The following is an 18,531-nucleotide window of genomic DNA, read 5'->3' on the forward strand; positions in this document are numbered from 1 at the left end:
TGATTGAGCGATCTGCCGAAGCGCGTAGCGTGCGCTTTGCGCGTAAGGCAAGCGTTAGCGCAGGCCCCCTAAGGGGCTAGCTATCGCCTATATTCGCTTAATCAATGTTAAAGACTTCCTGAGATTTGTATTGAACTTGAAAAGTCTTTCCAGATTTACTTTTATATTTTTAAAAACAGTACATGGTAAAATACGACCCGTTCTCTAAACTACCAAGCAGTGCTGAACTTCCTTGTTCAGACGACACTCCTGTGGATAACGAAAATCAAAATTTTGTCCCGAATTTATTGTTATTTTTGCTCAAGTTTATCTGGGCTAATCGCTTAGATTGGTTTTTTGGGGTTGATATGGCAATTTATCACACAACAGGTGTCAGTCATCTTGTACCTGTTGTGCCAGATGGTTTTTTAAGTTTAGGAGTAGAACGATTTAAAGGAAATGTTTTACGTAAAAGCTATGTTCTTTGGGAAGAAAACGATGTTGTCCCGATTTTTGCTTTAGAAATTGTCTCCCTCACCTACGGCGGCGAATACGATAAGAAAATGTCAGTTTATGCCCGCTTGGGTGTTCTATATTATGTTATTTACAATCCTGAATACTGGCGACGTGACCAACATCAGCCACTTGAAGTTTATCGTTTAGTCAATGGAGAATATAAGTTACAGATTGGAGAACCTTTTTGGATGCCAGAAATTGGCTTAGGAATTGGTAGAGGAAGCTACATTGATGGAGAAGTAGAACTGGAAGTGCTTTATTGGTATGATGCACAAAGCGTTAGGTACCAGACACCAGAAGAAGTTGCACAGCAAGAGCGTAATCAGCGACAACTCGCGCAACAGCAAGCAGCAGAGATGACAGAGTTACTTGAGCGCTATCGTCAACGCTTTGGCGAATTACCAGACGCTTAAATCAGTACACAGTACACAGTAAACAGTAAACAATGAACAGTGATAACTGATAACTGATAACTGATAACTGTTAAAAATTCTCGTCTTCCTCTTCCTCCTCTTTTGTATCTTTATCCCGCTCATTTGCATCACCAGGCAAAACACGGATACGATTCATTTGTGAAAGAGCATACTTTGCTGTAGCTTGCACGTCTGCATCAGAATCTCGCAAAGCATGAGATAAAATTTGGCTCATTTGAGCCATCATGTCATAGACACGAGTTAAGTCACGAATGGCATTTTGTCGGACTTGTGGACTTTCATCTTGCAATGAAATTGCCAAAGCACGATTCATAGGTTTGAGTGTACGACTGCTAATTTCTGCTAAAGCAGCTAAAATCAAGCTGCGTTGCTGAGAATCTGCATCCACCATCAGATCAACCAACGGCTGAATTGCTCGCGAGTCTCCTTTTTGACCTAAATCCCAGATAGCTTTGCGTCGCAGTGTTGGATCAGGACTACGTAAATCATCAATCAACTGATCAATGATGTCAAGTTTGGCAAGCCGAGATGTTGTTTCCATTGGCAAAAGTTGTTTTGGGGGTGATACGGTTGTTTCTTGTGTACTGATGACATCAGTATTATGAAACTCCCCATCGTTTTTTACATGTAACTTTTGTATGGTTTGCGGAACTGGACTGTTATTTACTTGACTATAACTTTCTGGGTATTTTGCAACTTTTGTACCCTTCTCAAGCCTTCTTACTATATAGAGTAACGCCCCAATACTTCCCAAAACACCAATACCTACGAGTAACCACCAAACTATGTCTGTTTGTGTTTCCTTCTCAGTCGTCGGTTGTGCTGTAGAACTGATTGCAAGAGAAGAAGACGGCAATTCGTTGTTTATTGCTGTCTGAAGACTCTTTCTTGTTATATCACCAAAGATACCGTCTACAGTTAAACCATTTGCTTTTTGAAATTTAGTCACAGCAAGGCTTGTACTTTTGCCATACTGTCCATCTATCTCACCATCGTAGTATCCTAACTTTTGAAGTCGGGTTTGCAATGACTTCACCTGTACACCTGTGCTACCAAGTCTAAGAATGGACTGCTTGGCAGTATCTTTAGAACTGACTTGAGCAAGTTCTAAGTTTCTTAAAACGAGTTTAGGTGTAACTGCACTTGTAGGATGTTGGTTAAATCCTAAGCAAGCAAGGCAAGCAATGAAAATAAGTGAGGAATAATGTAGCCGTATCATCAGAGAACCAAAAAACGGAGCACAACTGATTATTCTGGGAGAAATCAGAACGCATAATTATATCCATCCGATAAGTGGAGTTTGTTGAACTTGTTTGGCAGTCCACCTATTCTCTGCTTGTTTATGCGGATTGCGTCGTTTTAGCGACTACCCTCATATAGCAAGTTTTAGCCAGAATGTGCATTGGAAGCCATACACACCACAATAACTATAAGCCATGCAATATCAAATGTCTTGTTGGCTTCAGTATATTTAACACACGCTGACTAATACTTAATTCAATTTTTAAAAATCTGTTTACGACTTTTGTTTAAATGTCAGGTTTAGATTCTCTTACAAGTAAGGTGAGTGTGTTCATCTTCTTTGTAGACACTTCTGAAAGTTGTTGTTGCTGTGTGATAGTTTTTTCATTCGTAACAACCTTCTTGGTTGCACCTGGGAGAGTTTCGCGTTGGTTGATGAGATAGATACTAACCAAAGTCAGGCTAACTCCTACCCACTGTAGAGGACTGAGAACTTCTTTAAGTAATAAATTGCCAAATAACAATGCGAATACGGGTGTGAGAAAGGTGAGGGAACTAAGACTGGTGAGATTACCGCTAGAGGCAAAGTAGAAAAACAATCCGTAGGCGATCGCACTACCAAATACTGTGGCATAACCCAGCGCCAACCAGTCAGATGGGACAATATTCTGCCACTGTCCAGATTCTACAGCTGATGAAATTCCCCATAGAGGCAAACCACCAATAATCATATGCCATCCTGTAGCCATCACAGGGTCAGCATGATGACTGACGAACCGGATTAATACTGTTCCTACTGCCATACTCAACGCTGCTAAAAGCATCAACCACTCACCGCTGGCAAACAGTTGTTCTAGAGAGATTGTACGCAACATCTCTACAATCGTGTCTGAGTCTAGAAAATGGAAAATCAACTCATCTGGTAAACCAATCAAACTAATGCCTGTGACTCCTAATCCTAGCCCTAACCATCCCCAAAAACCGATATGTTCTTGAAATAGCCACAAAGACAGCAACGCTACAGCCAAGGGTTGAGAGTCAATCATCACAGATCCTAAACCAGCACCTGTTTTGAGCAATCCTTCTGCTAAAAAGCCTTGAAACAGGGTTCCGTCCACCAAGGCAAATAAAGCAATCCACAGCCATGCTACCCAACCCTTGGGCAAAGGTCTACCCATGAATGCTGCTGCTATCAAAATAAGTACCCCAGCGGGTATCAAACGCACTCCCGCCATAAATAATGGTGTCGTGTGGGGTATCACTCCTTTCATCGCCACCATTGCTGTACCCCATAAGAAAAACGGGGCTATCAAGAGTACGGATGAGAGGGATAGTGGAGATGCACTGACCTTCAGTTGCATGGGATTGCTAATGCCTTGGTTTTACAAATATGAAAATCGCTTTAACTAATTTTACCGAATTATTGCGATTTGTGAAGGAAAGAATACTTAGTGATGAAGGTCGCGATTATATTGTTGAGTGGCTTTGAGTGGGTTGTATGTAAGGGCGGTAACTCAATTGACAGCAGAAAATGTTCCATGTTTTGTTTGTCTAACAAACAAATTATGATGACATCAACAATCAGTACGAGCAAAGTTGGTTAGATTCTCGACAACTTTTGCGAAGTCGGGGATCTTGCAGCCCATTAATTAAACAATCCTGGAGTAGAAATCTAAAATGAGTTATGAGTGGTTAGAGTGGGCGCAACAACTGCAAGCGATTGCCCAAAATGGACTGACATACAGCGAAAATCCGTTTGACCTTGAACGCTACCAACAACTACGCCAGATAGCAGCCCAAATCATGGCGACACACTCTAATACTGAATTTAGCTATATCCTTGATTTGTTCAACAGCCAAGTAGGATATGCCACGCCAAAAGTTGATGTCCGGGCTGCTGTCTTTCACTTTGATAAAATTCTCTTGGTTCAAGAAAAAGAAGATCGCTGCTGGACATTACCGGGGGGATGGGCAGACATAGGCGAATCGCCGAGTCAGGCAATCGTCCGAGAGGTCTATGAGGAATCTGGATATCACACACAAGTAGTCAAGCTACTCGCTGTCTATGACAGGAATCACAGCCGTCATGGGCATCCACCAATGGCGCACCATGTTTATAAGCTGTTTTTTCTATGTGAATTGATGGGTGGAATGCCGACACGAAGTCTTGAGACTGAGGACGTTGCCTTTTTTGGAGAACTGGAAATTCCAAAGCTGTCGCTGACTCGTGTTGTCCCATCTCAGATGACTCGGCTGTTTGAACATTACCGCAATCCAAACCTTCAGACAGATTTTGATTAACGGAAGTTTATTGACGAGTTATTTCCGACGCGAAAACATGACGAGAGAGTAGTAAGTAGCAGAGTGTAATCATGAAAGGAACTATAACCTTAAAAGGAATTATTTTTGACTTGGATGGCACGCTAGCAAACACCTTACCTGTTTGCTTTACAGCCTTTAGGCAAGCTTTTTTTGAATATTTAAACCGTCATTTCACTGATGAAGAAATTTCATCGTATTTTGGACCAAGTGAGGAAGGTATATTTCAGCGACTAGTGCAGTCAGAATGGCAAGCGTGCCTGCAAATGTATCTAGATGAGTATGAGAAAGCCCACGCAATTTGCGAGCAACCTTTTCCTGGAATTGAAACAGCCTTGAGTTACTGTCAACAGAAAAATATTGCTTTGGGAATTGTCACGGGAAAGGGGAGAGATAGTGCTGCTATCTCGTTACGATATCTAGGATTAGAGGATTATTTCGATACTATAAAAACAGGTTCTGCCAATGGTGGAATTAAGCCTTTGGCAATTAAAAGTGTTCTGGAAAAATGGAAGATTGCGCCAGAGTGCGTCGCTTATGTTGGTGATTCTCCTTCTGATATGGTGGATGCAAAAGAAGTGGGTGTGATACCTTTAGCAGCTGCTTGGGCAAAAACCGCAAGTTTTGAGCGTTTAGAAGCAATGGCTCCTTTGGCAACATTTAGCACTGTAGAAAATTTCATTGATTGGATTCGTCTTCATGGTCAAATTCAATAATGTAACGTGAATTCGACAGTTCTAAAAACAGCGCAAAAACAACAGTGAGTTCGTGATTGATGAACTCACTGTTGTTTTTTACTGAAATTAAAGTCTAAAAAATGACATTGAAAACGCTTTTATTTTGTAAATATACGGTGATTTATATTATCTTTCACTGAGATAATATTTGTTAGCTTTAGTGCTCAACTTGACATGATATTTCGTCTGTAAAGTTTATGAAAATTTTATACTACTGCATCTTGATTTTTTAACCGTAGTCATAGTAAAGTTTTACAGTCTGTCGTAATTGCAACTTTACATAAGGGATAAAGGTTTTTGTCAAGAAGACTCAGCTTGCATCTTAGTTTTGTAAGAGTGTTGACCAGTTCTGTATTAGCGCTTCATATTGCGCGCATGATACAAATCTCTATCCTTATTTCTTGGTAAAGAAACTTTTGTATTCAGAAAATAAAGTTTTTGATGAATACAAAAAATTGCGTGATGTTATCAGAAAAATGCACAACGAGATTTTTTATATGGCTTGTGATGAATAACCTAGCAATCTTGTTTTGTTCTAGTCAAAATCAATGAACAATGAACAATGAACAGTGAACAGTAATAACTGATAACTAGTAACTGGTAACTGATAACTGATAATTGACAATTGATTAGTCAGGTCTTTTTCATCACTCCCAAAATTTAAAGGTGATTTTTCACGGCATGTGAAAAAGTCATTTTGAGGCTTGAGAAAGCCTCAGTTTTGCAGTTGCTTATTTTCATGAATTCACAACTATCAAAAATCAGACTGTGGAAAAGACCACGCTGTTTTGTGGTTTGGAGACAAATTGTGAAAACTCAGACCAAAAGACAAGCGATCGCTTGTTACTGAACTCTATCAACAAAGCCAAATCAGCGATGAGGAGTTATACAGACTGTTTCATTTACTCAAATTAGGAAGGTGAAAAATGAAAAAAATCTTCATTTTGTACTTGTTTGTCATTGGAATTGCTTGGGCTATATTCACCCAAATACCGCTTCCACTACAAGAAGGATTCTCCACAGTCGTTTCTGCAAGACAACCAAAAAATTTATCTTATGAGGTTTGGGCGATTGACCAAGCAAATTCTCTTGATGGTACTTCTTTAGGAGGAAATCTCTTTGTTCTGTCGGGCGAGGACCAAGATTTTATAAGAGGTAAAGCAAAGATTGAGCAAATTAACTTGGCTGCTAGCGCTGTCAAAAAGGGTCTTCAGGCAGGTCAAAAACCTCACTGGATCACTTTCAATCAAGGCGCTACACATGCGATTGTAGGACACGCTACTACAGCTCAAGTCTACGCAATTGACGCGTCGAAGCGTGAAGTTGTAGATTCAATTCTTCCACCAGGATTACCAAACTCTAATTCTCACGCTGTTTACCTCTCAAAGGACAACAAATTTGTATTTGTTGCAGATACTCCAGGTCAACGAATTCATAAGATTGCCACAAATTATGAGGCACCTGGAGGTAAAATCTTTGGTGATGTTCAAACATTGGACTTCAATACCCCAGAGACGAAGACAGCCTTAGGAGTACCTACCACTGGTGCTACTGCCCGACCAGTAGTCGCTCAAATCGATGATACAGGTAAATGGGTTTATGTCACTTTTGCTGATGGTGGGGTGGCGATCGTAAACGCAGAAACACTGACTATCGCACACATTTACAATAGTACAGAAGCCACCTTCAATGGATTAATTGCTTATCAGTTTGGTGACACCTTTATAACTAACGCAGGTAATGCCGATCCTGAAAAAGCTGACTTTGTCTATGTTTATAACCACAAGTCTCTACTAGAAAATCCCTCACAACGTCCAGCTTTTATCAAAGTTCCTCAATCTGGTAATGATGTTCATGGTGTGGATATACTCGGTGGGAAATATTTGTGGCAACTTAACCGTGCATCTAATACTATTACAGTACATGATGTCAAGTCTAATCTCTTTGATCCAAACATTGAAGGCTCAAACAAGGTTCGTGCAGTTAATCTTATCGAACTGGCTGATACAGTCTTAGGTCCTGATCCTACACCAGACTTAATAGATACATCACCCTCCGAAGAAGTTGCCTTTATTACACAGCGTGGACCGAATCCTATTTCAGGAAACGATCCAGCATTTTTCAACAGTGTGGGTATTTATCCAGGAATAGGTGTCTTGCAAGTTGAAAACGATGGTAAGGATGCTAAACCTGCTTATCTATATAGATTCGATAACGTTGTGGATGGAGTTAATATTGCTGACTTCCACGCCCTTGCTGTTCGTAAATAGAATTTAAGAACACAAGCAACAAGCCAAAAATTTTTGAGTTGTAAATCAAACCTACATTCAAACTAAATGAAAGTGCGTTAAATTATTTTAACGCACCCTACTTTATCTAATTAAGTACCGTGACCTTAGGCTCTAAATTGACGACTAATTTGACTTGAAATTCTGATTCAAAAACTTCTTTTTTATAATCTAAACTCCATAGTTCTAAAGCACAGTCATCATCAGCGCGAGATGGGAATATTCTGAGATGAAATTCTTGTTGTTCAGTCAAATATTCACACTCTACTCGTGCAATTGCTCCAATTTGCCGCCGATCCAAAGCAACTGCTAATCTTAAAATAGCACTCAATTTATTGACAATTTGTCGATGATTTTTGCTCGTAATATTGCGGTAATTCTCGTGCTTTTTCTTAGGACCAGATTTGCGATGATAACGCGCTAAATTAGCAATGATTTCTATCTCTGTTTCGTTATAGCCTAGTAATTCACTATTGCGAATAAGATAGTAAGAGTGCTTGTGGTGAGAAGAATGACTGATATAATGACCGCAATTGTGTAATATTGCCGCAGCCCAAAGCAGTTGTCGTTCTTCTGCTCCCCAGTAGTGGAGTGTTCCTTTTGTTTGGTCAAATATGCTTAAAGCAAAAACTGCAACTCTATCGCTGTGTTCTAAATTGACGTGGAACTTGTTAGCAATTGTGAGCACACTCCGCTGGCGTACTGTACTTTGATAACGTAGGCGATCTTCAATCAAACCGTGTGTAAGCATCCAGTCTACAATGACACCTTCTCTTAGGGAACGTTCGCACACCGTGACTGATTCAACGCCCAAAAGGTTCATGGCTTCTTGTAGGATGACTGCACCTGCAAGTATAACTTCGGACCGTTTCTCCGGCATACCGGGAATTGCAGCTCGTTCTGAGTTACTCATTTTCCGTAGACGATTGACCGACTCCCGCAAATCTTTTAAACTCATTTCGTAACCATTGAGCGTGGAAGGAACAGAGCCTAGCTTTTCCCGTGCATGAATCATGACCAGAGTTTCAATTGTGCCGGAAGTTCCCACTAAACGAGGTAATTCTTCAACGTTGAGGTTGGCTTGTATTTCTTCAACGGAACGTTCTAACATTCCACGTGCATAAGCTTGTAAGTATTGAAACTCATAGTTGCTAATTGGATCAGTGGTGATTAACTCACCACTCAGTCTGACTGCACCAATTTTTGTACTGGTGAGAATTCGCTCTTCATGACTATCGCCCAAAATGATTTCTGTGGAACCGCCACCGATATCTATGATAATGTGGGGTTGATTGTTAAGTTCCATCCCCGACAGTACACCTAGATAAATCCGTCGCGCTTCTTCTTGACCGGAAATCAGGTCAACACTTAAACCTAACTCGTCTTCGATTCTTTGCAAAAAATCTTTGCCATTGGGGGCTTCTCGTACGGCGCTGGTTGCTACAGCTATGATTGTTTCGACGTTGAGAGTTTTTGCGATCTTTTGGAAGCGTCCCAAAGCGGCGATCGCCCTTGAAATCACTTCTGGTTTCAAATTCCCCGTCTCAAGATCGCGATCGCCTAGTCTAACGGTTTCTTTTTCTCTAGCGACAATACTAAAAGATGGCAGTGTAGATTCAATCCCTACAACTACCATATGTAATGAATTCGTTCCTAAGTCAATAGCAGCAATTGTTCGGTGTTGCTCAACTGTTTGAGTTGGAAGACTCTCCCAGTTAGCTGAAATTAAATTCACCATAAGCACGTTTCTCTCTATATTAAGGATGGTAGAAGCTGGCGATACCAACGGTATTGGCGAAAAAATGTATGTTGTACTACACAATTGCTTTCAGGTGAGTCATTTTGTGAACCTTCCTGATTTGGGAGATGTACCCTGTTAGCACAACGAGAATGACTTCCTTGTTGTATCCAAAGTTGCCAGTTGCAATTGTGATTTTACAAATATCAGATAAAGATATTCTATAGATGTAAATATGTGTGAACAAATCTATCTTTAGTCATTGTTTACGACCTATGCTAACTACAAAAGAACACAACACCGAACCCATATGGCTTGTGATTATCCGGCTTTTGCGGTGGCACAAACCAGCAGGACGGTTGATTTTAATGATTCCCGCTTTATGGGCTGTGTTTTTAGCAGGCAGTGGAAAACCACCTTTACCACTGGTTGGAGTTATCATCCTGGGTACTCTCGCTACAAGTGGTGCTGGATGTATCGTTAATGATTTGTGGGATCAAGATATAGATCCACAAGTGGAAAGAACTCGCGATCGCCCTCTTGCTTCTCGTGCGCTTTCTGTGAAAGCCGGCATTGTAGTTGCCATAGTCGCAATGGCATGTGCGGCAGTTCTTGCTTTTTATCTTAACGTGCTCTCATTTTGGTTGTGTGTAGCAGCAGTTCCAGTCATTTTGCTTTATCCCGGCGCAAAGCGGGTGTTTCCCATCCCGCAACTGGTTCTTTCTATCGCTTGGGGCTTTGGTGTTTTGATTAGCTGGAGTGCGGTGACACATAACCTTTCATTTCCCACTTGGCTGCTTTGGGGTGCTAGTGTCATGTGGGCATTGGGATTTGATACTGTTTACGCCATGAGTGATAAAGAAGATGACAGCCGAATTGGTGTGAATTCTAGCGCTTTGTTTTTTGGTGATTTCGCGCCGATTGCAATTGGCATTTTCTTTGCTAGCACTGTCTTTTTACTGAGTTGGCTAGGTTTAGTCATGCACTTGCACCTGACATTTTGGATCAGTCTTGTTATTGCTACTGCAGGTTGGATTTGGCAGTTCACACGGCTAAGACAGCAAGACTTGCCTAACTCTGCTTATGGTGAAATGTTCCGACAAAACGTGTGGATTGGTTTTATTGTACTTGCTGGGATGATTGTTGGGAGTTTATGACATCCTGGGTGGGGGATTCCAAAGATTGCTATGTGGGTTTGCTGCTTCCACGAGTTGGCTGACTTGAACTATGAATTGACAATGAGAAAAATCATTATTGGAGTGATGGGACCTGGAGAAAAAGCTACAGCAGTGGATATGCAAAAAGCTTATGAACTTGGGAAACTCATTGCAACACAAGGATGGGTTTTGCTGACTGGCGGGAGAAATGTTGGAGTTATGGATGCAGCAAGTCGAGGAGCAAAATCTGTAGATGGTTTAACTATTGGTATTCTTCGTGATCATGATAACGATGGCATTTCTGAAGCAGTTGATATTGCCATTTTTACTGATATGGGAAACGCTCGTAACAATATTAATGTCGTTTCTAGTGATGTGGTGATTGCTTGTGGAATGGGTGCGGGTACTGCTTCAGAAGTTTCCTTAGCTTTGAAAGCCAATAAGAAAGTTATTTTGTTGAGTGTAGATGAAGAAACTAAAAACTTCTTCCAGAAACTAGTTTCAAAAAATCTTTATTGTGCTAACGATGTGGACAATGCAATAGCAATAACCAAGGAAATTTTAGCTTAATCGGGGTGCGTCCCCCAATCAATATCAACCTTCGGTACAGAGAAACCAAGAGTGAAAAACTAGTCAGTTCCCAGAAAACGCGAAAACCTGGTCAGGAGGGGCCAGGTTTTTTCTAAAGAATTTCGTAATGAACAAATTGCTTTTATAGTCAAGAAATACAAACGTTATGCAACTAGGGTGAACAAAAACAATCACAAACGCAGCATATCTTTGTTTTTCCGCTTTGGGATTTGGCTTCGCCTTTCAACTACAGACGCTGTGCCACTTAATCATCAGACTTATGCTGACATTTGCTTGGGCGGATGACGGAAGGACACCGGGTCATTTGCCCTTTTTAGTTTGGTTGTGCCAAGTTTTGTGTCCTATTTATAAAAGTATCACCCAATTGTGGAATTGACAGCAGTTGTTTACTGAAGTTAACAAGTTGTAGAACTTCTCAAACAAGTAGAGAAGTTCTTGATTCGTAATCCCTACGACCAAGATTGCCCGGTTTTTTCAGGGAGCATCCCATTTGATTTGTGAGAATTGAAAGCCTTGAACTCTCCACGCTTTGAAAAACGTGGATTCCGGACTGTTGTTGCGAAGTGCGGCTCAAGCCACAACGGGAGCAACGTTGTCCTGCCCCAAAGGGGCTTTGACTGGTTCAAACAGTCCTACCCGCCTCGACCAATTTTTGGCTGTGCGGCTACTTTTGTTTTTGCTTGAAACATTTAACTCTACGTTTTGTTTTTGGAGTTTTTCATCCTGTAGTGTTAAAGTCATCCCATATTAACACATACATGGGATGATGCAACGGTACAACCTAAGATTATCGGATAAAGAGTATGAAGACTTGAAGAAAATTTCAGCGTCAACCCACAGGTCAATTAATGACTTAATTCGAGAAGCAATTAGAGAGTCGCCCGACCAATTTGTGTCGCTTTAGGAACCTCATTTAATTTTCCGGTCTTGACATCGTAAATGTAACCATAGATAGGAATTTCGTCCGGTACCAATGGGTGGAATCGAATTCGTCTAACATCTCTAGCAACACTTTCTTCCTGATTGGCGATAGTCAACCAGTTAATGTAATCTCCTTCAGTCGAACCCGTTCGTGCTGGTCCAACGTCAGTAAAAGTGCCGTCCGAATTCAGAACTGCTGTTGTCAGACTATTTGCTAGTAAATTACGTATGATATCGTCTGTGAAGAATTCCATGCCACAATTTGTGTGGTGAATCACGAACCACTCCTTAGTGCCGAGTAATTTGTATGAAATCACCAGGGAGCGAATTGCATCATCACTAACGCGTCCGCCTGCATTACGAATGACATGAGCATCCCCTTCAGCCAGTCCAGCAAATTTAGCCGGGTCAAGTCGAGCGTCCATGCAAGTGAGAACTGCAAACCGTCTCGCAGGAGGTATAGTAAGGTTAGCTTTGTCGCCAAAGGTCTCAACGTAACGCTGGTTGGCTGATAGGACTTCTTGTAAAACTTGACTCGATTTGCCACCGGCGGCAACATTCTGTGCATTCTGTGCATTGTGCGCTTGGGCAACATTTCCTCTGATCTTGGAAGAGACCAGAGGAGACATCACCCCCGCAGCAACACCAGTAGCAGTAGCAGTCAACACACCAGCGCGACCAAGAAATGAGCGTCTACTGAAGCCACCTGTGAGTAAGCGCCTACGACTTCCATCAGCAGTAATAGTTCTGGGATTTGTGATTTCGCTTTGCGCTTGTGTATTTTTTTGAGAAGCGTGATCAGAATTGGAATCAGGTTGCATTTGTATTTTCTCCTTACCTAGGAAGTGAAATATGGAATTGTGCTACAGGAAAGTCAATACCTGTAGATATGAAATGCTACTATTTGGGGCTGATCGCATGAGTATTGTGCTGATGATGCTTCATCCTCAGTACAATCACTTGTCATTTTATTTTAAGTATTGCTAGTAAATGTACGTAACTTTTGGCTATGCCTTGAGCAAGTCGCTATCCTAGCTTGCCAAGAAGGTATTCATACACAAGCTCGATAGGGAGCAATTTGATTTGTTTATTGAGAGATAAATCACCTGTTAGTTTATAAGTTAACCGTATTTTACTGTTAAATGACAATTTCGCACAAGTAGATATAAAAAAGCAAGAAAGAAGCAAGAAAGGCGAGTGTAGGCAAAAAAAGAACTGGCTATATTTAGAACAACCAGTCTCAGACTTGCATAGGGTATTTTCGGAGATGTCTTTTGATGAGTGCAGGAGTAGTCAAAAGACTCAGCGAACCAAAAGCCAAAAGCAGTGAATGGCGCAAAGTCTGCCGGATGGAATCTTTCAGCTGACTCGCAAAGCGAAGTGTACACCAGAAGAACGACTTGGGTTTAAAGCTTTCAGATTTATCGTAAATTAAGGGTTTGAGACCACGAGCGTCTATACGAAGCACGCCAGATACCGGGCTGTCGGGAAACCCCCCACAGCACTGGCTCCCCAGTTTCAGTCAGGGTTGAAATCCCCGTTTGAAACTGTGTTCAATTTTGAATTTTGAATTTTGAATTTTGAATTGTTAACTGTGGAGATATTCAGCAATTGTGACGAATGACTTGTTGTTCTTACCAATTCCACATCACTGGACTATCGTCTAAATGGTCGGTCACAATCCGCCCAATGGAATCTATTTGGTGCAGATCTTCAGTGGAAAGTTGAACAGAAGCTGCTTGAGCGTTTGCGGTGACTTGTTCGGGATGACGCGCACCAGCAATTGCATGACTCTGTGGTTGAGCAATTAACCATGCTAGCGCTAACTGAGCAAGAGTACAGTTGTGAGGTTGTGCAATGAGGCGCAATTTTTCCAAAGCTATTTGAGCTGGTTCAAAATTTTCTCCTTGAAACAGCTTATTCTTGGCGCGGTTATCTTGTGGGTCAAATTTGTGATCAAAACCAAATTTTCCTGTCAACAATCCTTGAGCTAGAGGTGAATAAGCAATAATCGCAATCTTGTTTTCGATACAATAAGGCATTGCATCTTTTTCTACAGACCGCCAAAATAAAGAATAGGGAGGTTGTAAGCTATCAATACGTCCGTAGTGAGATGCTTCTTGCAACTGTGTACGAGAAAAGTTGGAAACACCAATACTCCGAATTTTCCCTTGCTTTTTGAGATGGTTAAGAGCGCTCATTGTCTCCTCAATTGGAACAATTTCAGAACCAAAGGAGCCAGCGGGCCAATGAATTTGGTATAAGTCTATGTAGTCGGTTTTGAGGTTTTTCAAAGAATGCTCACAAGCCTCAATCACTTGGTCGTACTTGAGATGGTTAGCAAACACTTTCGTGGCATACTCGACTTGATGGCGAACATCAGATAAAGCTTCAGCAACAATTCTTTCAGAGTGTCCGTCACCATAAACCTCAGCGGTATCAATGGTCGTAATACCAGCTTCAAATGCTGCTCTGATTGCTTTGATCTAGTCAGTGTCCTCAACTCCCACCCACATTTTTTTACCAGCTTGCCAAGTTCCCATGAGAATAGGCGTTATTTTTACATCCGATGTACCCAGGGTTCGCTTTTCCATAATTAATCCTTAACTGTTCCTTAATTCATTTGGTGCCGACAGTGACATAGTGTATCGGTCTTGGAGTCAAATTAAATCAGAGTTAAAGTAGATACTTATGCAAGAATTAACTATGACGAATTATGCGCTCAAAGAATGGGCGGTTGCTATCAATGCCTTGGAAACAGGCAAAACAATCATGCTTCTGCGCAAGGGTGGTATCCATGAACGTCATGGACGCTTTGAGGTTGATTCTAAGCAGATTTTGCTTTACCCAACGTTTGAACATCAACAGCCTTTCTTACTCAAACCTGAGTATACTAATTTAGTGATTCCAGTCACACCTGGTTGGCATCCAGAAACAGTTCGTATCAGCAGTTGGGCTGAGATTACAGATATTTTCCCCTGCTGTGAAGAGTCAATAGTCAATGCTTTGCTTCCATTCCATATTTGGAACGAGTACTTTATTAGCGATCGCCTCAAATGGAAATCGCGTCAGCCACTCTACATTCTCCTACTGCGGACTTACAAACTTCCCCAAGAACAAGAAATTCCCTATCACTCCAAGTATGGTGGCTGTAAGTCATGGATTGAGATCGAACAACCAATTTCGCTAAAAGGAGCACAACCAATCTTATCTGATTTGGCATACGCCCAATTAGTCACTCAAATTCGTAACATTGTGAGTGATAAACTATATGCCCCATTCGTATAAGGCATAACTATCAGAAAAAGTACTCAAAAATACATCAATTTTTGTGAAGCATAGGATAGCATTGGCTAAACGCAATCCTATTGCTGCGTTTTTTTCTGTACCCTTTCGGCTGTAACGCTTTTGGAGCTTACATTTGCTTTGAATTGTGTGATTCGTCTTGAGGTTAATAGTTGTGAAGGATGAAAAAAGTACCCCAAAAGGGCGATGTTCCTATTGACATATGTCTGCGATTATGCTTAAAAGCTAAATAACATACACAAGGAGTTTGCCATGCATCAAAGAATGTGCTGGTTATCAAAGTCTGACAACAGCGGGGAAAAAATTTTGCACTTGCAGACTGCACCGAATCAACCTTGGCGTCCTTACACAACTTTTCCACAATATGCAGTTCCAGATTATGAAATACCAGGCGGTTCCAAGGGTTGGGCGACTTATCAAAAACTGTCAAAAGCTGGTTGGACTTTGATACCAAGTGCAAGAGCAAACGAGTTTTTCTCATCCACAACTTCGGTGCGTCAAGAAAAAAAATAAAAATAGAGAAGTTCTTGACTTTATAAACTCCTAGGAGAACCTTCATCACAAAGGTGAAGCTGCGCTTTCTAAAGTTCTATCTGGTATGATGACAATCGAGTTGACATTACCCCAAGGCTCAGTTTGTTTAATTTTGTGTTTTTGACGCAGCAACTGGGCAAAAGTCAGAGCTGACAAACCAAAAGGTTCTACTCTTAATTCATCTGGTAACCACTGATCATGTATGCAGGGTGCAAAAAACAGCCGCGCCAACATCCATGTTGTATTCCAAGACATTCAAGAGAACTTGCAGCACTTGAGTGATAATGGTAGCACCACCAGGGGCACCCACTGCCATACGAAGACGACTGTTTTCGGTGACAATAGTTGGAATCATGCTGGATAAAGGTGTTTTACGCGGTGCGATCTGCCGAAGCGCGTAGCGTGCGCTTTGCGCGTAAGGCCGCAGCGTTTGCGCAGCGCCCCCTAAGGGGCTAGCTATCGCCCTTGGTAAATACGATATCTTTGAAACTTGGTTCTAGAGGTATACACAAGCTGTTAATATTGCCTTTGGTATCGGTTAAGAAAGATATTAATTTAGGAGTTTCAAAAAAATCAAATGTCAATTCAAAAATATCATAGTGATAGTGTCGTAGTTCGTAAACTAAGGAATTATGAGTTGCGATGAAATGGTCATCTTGAATTTCAATCTTAACGACACCGTATGCTGGATGCTCAAACTCACCAGTATAATCTTCTAAGGAATGTGATGGTTGTGTTCCAGTTTTTCGCTCCGAGTTCATTTTCTCCTTTGTTTTTTCAGCAGCTTCTTTGGCTTCAGCAGCTTCCTTATTCTTCCGTTCATTCCAGGGTATCGTCTCTAGATTAAGCAGTTGGTCGCACACATAATAAACCACAATTTCTCGTACTGGCGTTTTATGTAAATTCGTGAGAACGACAATACCAATATTGTCTTGAGGTAGCAAAGCTGTTAGAGCAGAAAAACCATCAATATTGCCTCCATGCTCAATTAATTTATGTCCTCTGTATGCAGTAATATACCATCCTAATCCATAAGAAGAATGAAACATTTCATTATATTTGATAGCATCAGGAATAATGAATTGTGGAGAGTACATTGAAGTGAGATTTGTTGTGGAGATAATTTGTTTGTCTCCATACTTACCTTGATTAAGATGAAGTAAAAGCCACTGAGCCATATCAGTGATGTTGGAATTCATAGAACCTGCAGGTCCAATGGTATCCATATTCCGAAAAGGAATTTTCTTAACTTCTTCATCTTTCTCTTTATAAGGAAATGCAAAATCATTAGTTTTCTGTGATGTGACAACAGAAAAATTGCTGTTTCTCATTCCTAAAGAATTGAAAATTTCCTGTAGAACAAATTCTTCCCAACTGCTTTGTGCAATTTCACCAACTAAATAACCAGCAGTCATGTACATCAAATTTTGATATTGAAAAGTTGTTCGCAATTCTTGAGTGGGTTGAAGATATTGTAAACGCTCAAATATTTCTTGACGGGTAAGCGGAGAACCATACCAAGCGAAGTCGTGACGCGGTAAACCAGACCGATGAGTCACGAGATCACGGGGTGTCATATGTTCAGTTGCATAAGAGTTATAAAGTTTAAAAGTGGGTAGATAATTTCTGACAGGTTTATCCCAGTCTAATTTTCCCCTGTCTGCTAAAATGCCCATCGCCATTGTGGTAAATGGTTTAGTACATGAAGCAACAGCAAAGAGAGTTTTTGGGGTGACTTTTAAGTTGTTTTCTACATCTCGCAAACCAAAGCCTTCACAAAAAATTATTTGGCTATCTTTAACAATGGCGATCGCCAGTCCTGGTACTTTCCACTCTTGCATTGTCTTGTTGATGAATTCACTCAAATCTTGCATGAGTTACTCTCCCTTTGCACTAAGTTTCATGTCAATTTTCTCTAATTTACTGTCGTTGTATTCGACCATCTTCCATATGAACAATGCGATCTGCTATATCTAAGATGCGGTTGTCGTGAGTCACAAGTAAAACAGAACAGCCTTCTTCTTTTGCGAGACGTTGGATGATATCAACGACATCTCGACCTGTTTTACTATCTAATGATGCTGTAGGTTCGTCTGCAAGTAATAATTTAGGTTGAGCAACTAATGCACGGGCGATCGCCACCCGTTGCTGTTGTCCTCCTGACAAATTCGCTGGGTAAGAGTCCACTTTATCGCTCAATCCTACTGCTTGCAATGTTGTAACAACTCGTTGTCGATGCTCTTTTTTGGGAATTTCTGGATGCAGTTTTAGGGACATACGGACGTTACCATAAGCGCTTAGGCATTTTAACAGGTTGTGGTGTTGGAAGATAAAACCAATGTTGTTTCGGACTTTAGTGAGTTGTCCTTTATTGATACCACGTAGTTCTCTACCAAGGACTTTTAAACTACCCTCCTGTACTGAGCGCAATCCTCCAATGAGTGATAATAATGTTGTCTTACCACTACCAGAGGGACCTGTGAGGATTACAATTTCTCCTGGGTAAATGTCTAAATTCACATCGTTGAGTACAGGTTTACGTAATGTTCCTTGACCGAAAGAGTGATTAAGATTGCAGACAGCAACAGTAGATTCCATAGTATAGTTCTTTCACTTCTCACGACTAACCAGTTCCCGCCAGAAGAATACCTATTTTTTAACCGCAGAGGACGCAGCGGAAAGTCTGAGCGGAGGTTTCCTCCGTATGCGCTATGCGCACGCCCAAAGGGCTAACGCGCAGCATCTCCGATAGCGTTAGCGCAGCGCCCC

General features: G+C 41.2%; 15 protein-coding genes and 2 pseudogenes. 8 read left to right on the forward strand and 9 right to left on the reverse strand.

Features of this window, described 5'->3' with window-relative positions; all coding sequences use genetic code 11:
* The first annotated feature begins 182 nt into the window (after positions 1 to 182).
* A complete protein-coding gene (locus DP117_RS00530) occupies positions 183 to 908 on the forward strand; it encodes a Uma2 family endonuclease (protein WP_169216383.1) in 726 nt (241 codons plus the stop codon).
* 70 nt (positions 909 to 978) lie between these two features.
* Here DP117_RS00530 and DP117_RS00535 read toward each other — a convergent pair whose 3' ends face one another.
* Together DP117_RS00535 and DP117_RS00540 are read right to left on the reverse strand one after the other, a co-directional pair.
* Positions 979 to 2,145 carry a peptidoglycan-binding protein gene (locus tag DP117_RS00535; protein WP_169216430.1) on the reverse strand — a complete coding sequence of 389 codons (1,167 nt, stop codon included), beginning with the start codon at positions 2,143 to 2,145 and terminating at the stop codon, positions 979 to 981.
* Between the two features lie 313 nt (positions 2,146 to 2,458).
* The gene (locus DP117_RS00540; protein WP_169216384.1) at positions 2,459 to 3,532 is read right to left on the reverse strand and encodes an EamA family transporter; all 1,074 of its coding nucleotides are present in this window, start codon (positions 3,530 to 3,532) and stop codon (positions 2,459 to 2,461) included.
* 316 nt (positions 3,533 to 3,848) lie between these two features.
* Here DP117_RS00540 and DP117_RS00545 point away from each other — a divergent pair, with 316 nt between their 5' ends.
* The 3 genes from DP117_RS00545 (at position 3,849) to DP117_RS00555 (ending at position 7,497) form a co-directional block, all read left to right on the forward strand.
* Positions 3,849 to 4,472, forward strand: coding sequence for an NUDIX hydrolase (locus DP117_RS00545; protein WP_169216385.1), 624 nt, complete (start codon positions 3,849 to 3,851; stop codon positions 4,470 to 4,472).
* Positions 4,473 to 4,543: 71 nt separating this feature from the next.
* Positions 4,544 to 5,206 carry an HAD family hydrolase gene (locus DP117_RS00550; protein WP_169216386.1) on the forward strand — a complete coding sequence of 221 codons (663 nt, stop codon included), beginning with the start codon at positions 4,544 to 4,546 and terminating at the stop codon, positions 5,204 to 5,206.
* Positions 5,207 to 6,153: 947 nt separating this feature from the next.
* Entirely contained in the window at positions 6,154 to 7,497 is a 1,344-nt protein-coding gene (locus DP117_RS00555; RefSeq protein WP_169216387.1) for a hypothetical protein, read from the forward strand.
* A gap of 106 nt (positions 7,498 to 7,603) precedes the next feature.
* On the opposite strand, the gene DP117_RS00560 is transcribed toward DP117_RS00555, so the two are convergent.
* Positions 7,604 to 9,253, reverse strand: a complete 1,650-nt coding sequence (locus DP117_RS00560) for a Ppx/GppA phosphatase family protein (RefSeq protein ID WP_169216388.1) — start codon at positions 9,251 to 9,253, stop codon at positions 7,604 to 7,606.
* A 275-nt stretch (positions 9,254 to 9,528) separates the two neighbouring features.
* On the opposite strand from DP117_RS00560, the gene DP117_RS00565 reads away from it, so the two are divergent.
* Both DP117_RS00565 and DP117_RS00570 read left to right on the forward strand, forming a co-directional pair.
* Entirely contained in the window at positions 9,529 to 10,410 is an 882-nt protein-coding gene (locus DP117_RS00565; RefSeq protein ID WP_169216389.1) for a 4-hydroxybenzoate solanesyltransferase, read from the forward strand.
* An 81-nt stretch (positions 10,411 to 10,491) separates the two neighbouring features.
* On the forward strand, positions 10,492 to 10,980 hold the full coding sequence (locus DP117_RS00570) for an LOG family protein (protein WP_169216390.1): 489 nt from the start codon (positions 10,492 to 10,494) through the stop codon (positions 10,978 to 10,980).
* Between the two features lie 591 nt (positions 10,981 to 11,571).
* On the opposite strand, the gene DP117_RS00575 is transcribed toward DP117_RS00570, so the two are convergent.
* From DP117_RS00575 to DP117_RS00590, 3 genes and pseudogenes are all read right to left on the reverse strand, one after another.
* On the reverse strand, positions 11,572 to 11,742 hold the full coding sequence (locus DP117_RS00575) for a hypothetical protein (protein WP_169216391.1): 171 nt from the start codon (positions 11,740 to 11,742) through the stop codon (positions 11,572 to 11,574).
* Positions 11,743 to 11,870: 128 nt separating this feature from the next.
* Positions 11,871 to 12,743 (reverse strand): carbonic anhydrase, encoded by an 873-nt coding sequence (locus DP117_RS00585; protein WP_248277468.1) that lies wholly within the window; start codon positions 12,741 to 12,743, stop codon positions 11,871 to 11,873.
* Positions 12,744 to 13,556: 813 nt separating this feature from the next.
* Positions 13,557 to 14,516: pseudogene (locus DP117_RS00590) on the reverse strand (aldo/keto reductase).
* Between the two features lie 97 nt (positions 14,517 to 14,613).
* Here DP117_RS00590 and DP117_RS00595 point away from each other — a divergent pair.
* Both DP117_RS00595 and DP117_RS00600 read left to right on the forward strand, forming a co-directional pair.
* Complete coding sequence (locus DP117_RS00595; RefSeq protein WP_169216393.1) at positions 14,614 to 15,210, forward strand: DUF1802 family protein; 597 nt, start codon at positions 14,614 to 14,616, stop codon at positions 15,208 to 15,210.
* Positions 15,211 to 15,480: 270 nt separating this feature from the next.
* Positions 15,481 to 15,741 carry a hypothetical protein gene (locus tag DP117_RS00600; protein ID WP_169216394.1) on the forward strand — a complete coding sequence of 87 codons (261 nt, stop codon included), beginning with the start codon at positions 15,481 to 15,483 and terminating at the stop codon, positions 15,739 to 15,741.
* A gap of 20 nt (positions 15,742 to 15,761) precedes the next feature.
* Here DP117_RS00600 and DP117_RS00605 read toward each other — a convergent pair.
* From DP117_RS00605 to DP117_RS00615, 3 genes and pseudogenes are all read right to left on the reverse strand, one after another.
* A pseudogene (locus tag DP117_RS00605) lies at positions 15,762 to 16,147 on the reverse strand (gamma-glutamyltransferase); the annotation flags it as partial.
* Positions 16,148 to 16,214: 67 nt separating this feature from the next.
* Positions 16,215 to 17,636 (reverse strand): serine hydrolase, encoded by a 1,422-nt coding sequence (locus DP117_RS00610; protein WP_169216395.1) that lies wholly within the window; start codon positions 17,634 to 17,636, stop codon positions 16,215 to 16,217.
* A gap of 46 nt (positions 17,637 to 17,682) precedes the next feature.
* On the reverse strand, positions 17,683 to 18,360 hold the full coding sequence (locus DP117_RS00615) for a DevA family ABC transporter ATP-binding protein (protein WP_169216396.1): 678 nt from the start codon (positions 18,358 to 18,360) through the stop codon (positions 17,683 to 17,685).
* Positions 18,361 to 18,531: the final 171 nt, after the last annotated feature.

Origin of the sequence: Brasilonema sp. UFV-L1, assembly GCF_012912105.1 — a bacterium.
Lineage (GTDB): Bacteria > Cyanobacteriota > Cyanobacteriia > Cyanobacteriales > Nostocaceae > Brasilonema.

Bases quoted from the DNA above. Each gene is read 5' to 3' on its own strand.
- DP117_RS00530 (WP_169216383.1), top strand. From the start codon at position 183: ATGGTAAAATACGACCCGTTCTCTAAACTACCAAGCAGTGCTGAACTT.
- DP117_RS00540 (WP_169216384.1), bottom strand. From the start codon at position 3,532: ATGCAACTGAAGGTCAGTGCATCTCCACTATCCCTCTCATCCGTACTC.
- DP117_RS00545 (WP_169216385.1), top strand. From the start codon at position 3,849: ATGAGTTATGAGTGGTTAGAGTGGGCGCAACAACTGCAAGCGATTGCC.
- DP117_RS00550 (WP_169216386.1), top strand. From the start codon at position 4,544: ATGAAAGGAACTATAACCTTAAAAGGAATTATTTTTGACTTGGATGGC.
- DP117_RS00555 (WP_169216387.1), top strand. From the start codon at position 6,154: ATGAAAAAAATCTTCATTTTGTACTTGTTTGTCATTGGAATTGCTTGG.
- DP117_RS00560 (WP_169216388.1), bottom strand. From the start codon at position 9,253: ATGGTGAATTTAATTTCAGCTAACTGGGAGAGTCTTCCAACTCAAACA.
- DP117_RS00565 (WP_169216389.1), top strand. From the start codon at position 9,529: ATGCTAACTACAAAAGAACACAACACCGAACCCATATGGCTTGTGATT.
- DP117_RS00570 (WP_169216390.1), top strand. From the start codon at position 10,492: ATGAGAAAAATCATTATTGGAGTGATGGGACCTGGAGAAAAAGCTACA.
- DP117_RS00575 (WP_169216391.1), bottom strand. From the start codon at position 11,742: ATGACTTTAACACTACAGGATGAAAAACTCCAAAAACAAAACGTAGAG.
- DP117_RS00585 (WP_248277468.1), bottom strand. From the start codon at position 12,743: ATGCAACCTGATTCCAATTCTGATCACGCTTCTCAAAAAAATACACAA.
- DP117_RS00595 (WP_169216393.1), top strand. From the start codon at position 14,614: ATGCAAGAATTAACTATGACGAATTATGCGCTCAAAGAATGGGCGGTT.
- DP117_RS00600 (WP_169216394.1), top strand. From the start codon at position 15,481: ATGCATCAAAGAATGTGCTGGTTATCAAAGTCTGACAACAGCGGGGAA.
- DP117_RS00610 (WP_169216395.1), bottom strand. From the start codon at position 17,636: ATGCAAGATTTGAGTGAATTCATCAACAAGACAATGCAAGAGTGGAAA.
- DP117_RS00615 (WP_169216396.1), bottom strand. From the start codon at position 18,360: ATGGAATCTACTGTTGCTGTCTGCAATCTTAATCACTCTTTCGGTCAA.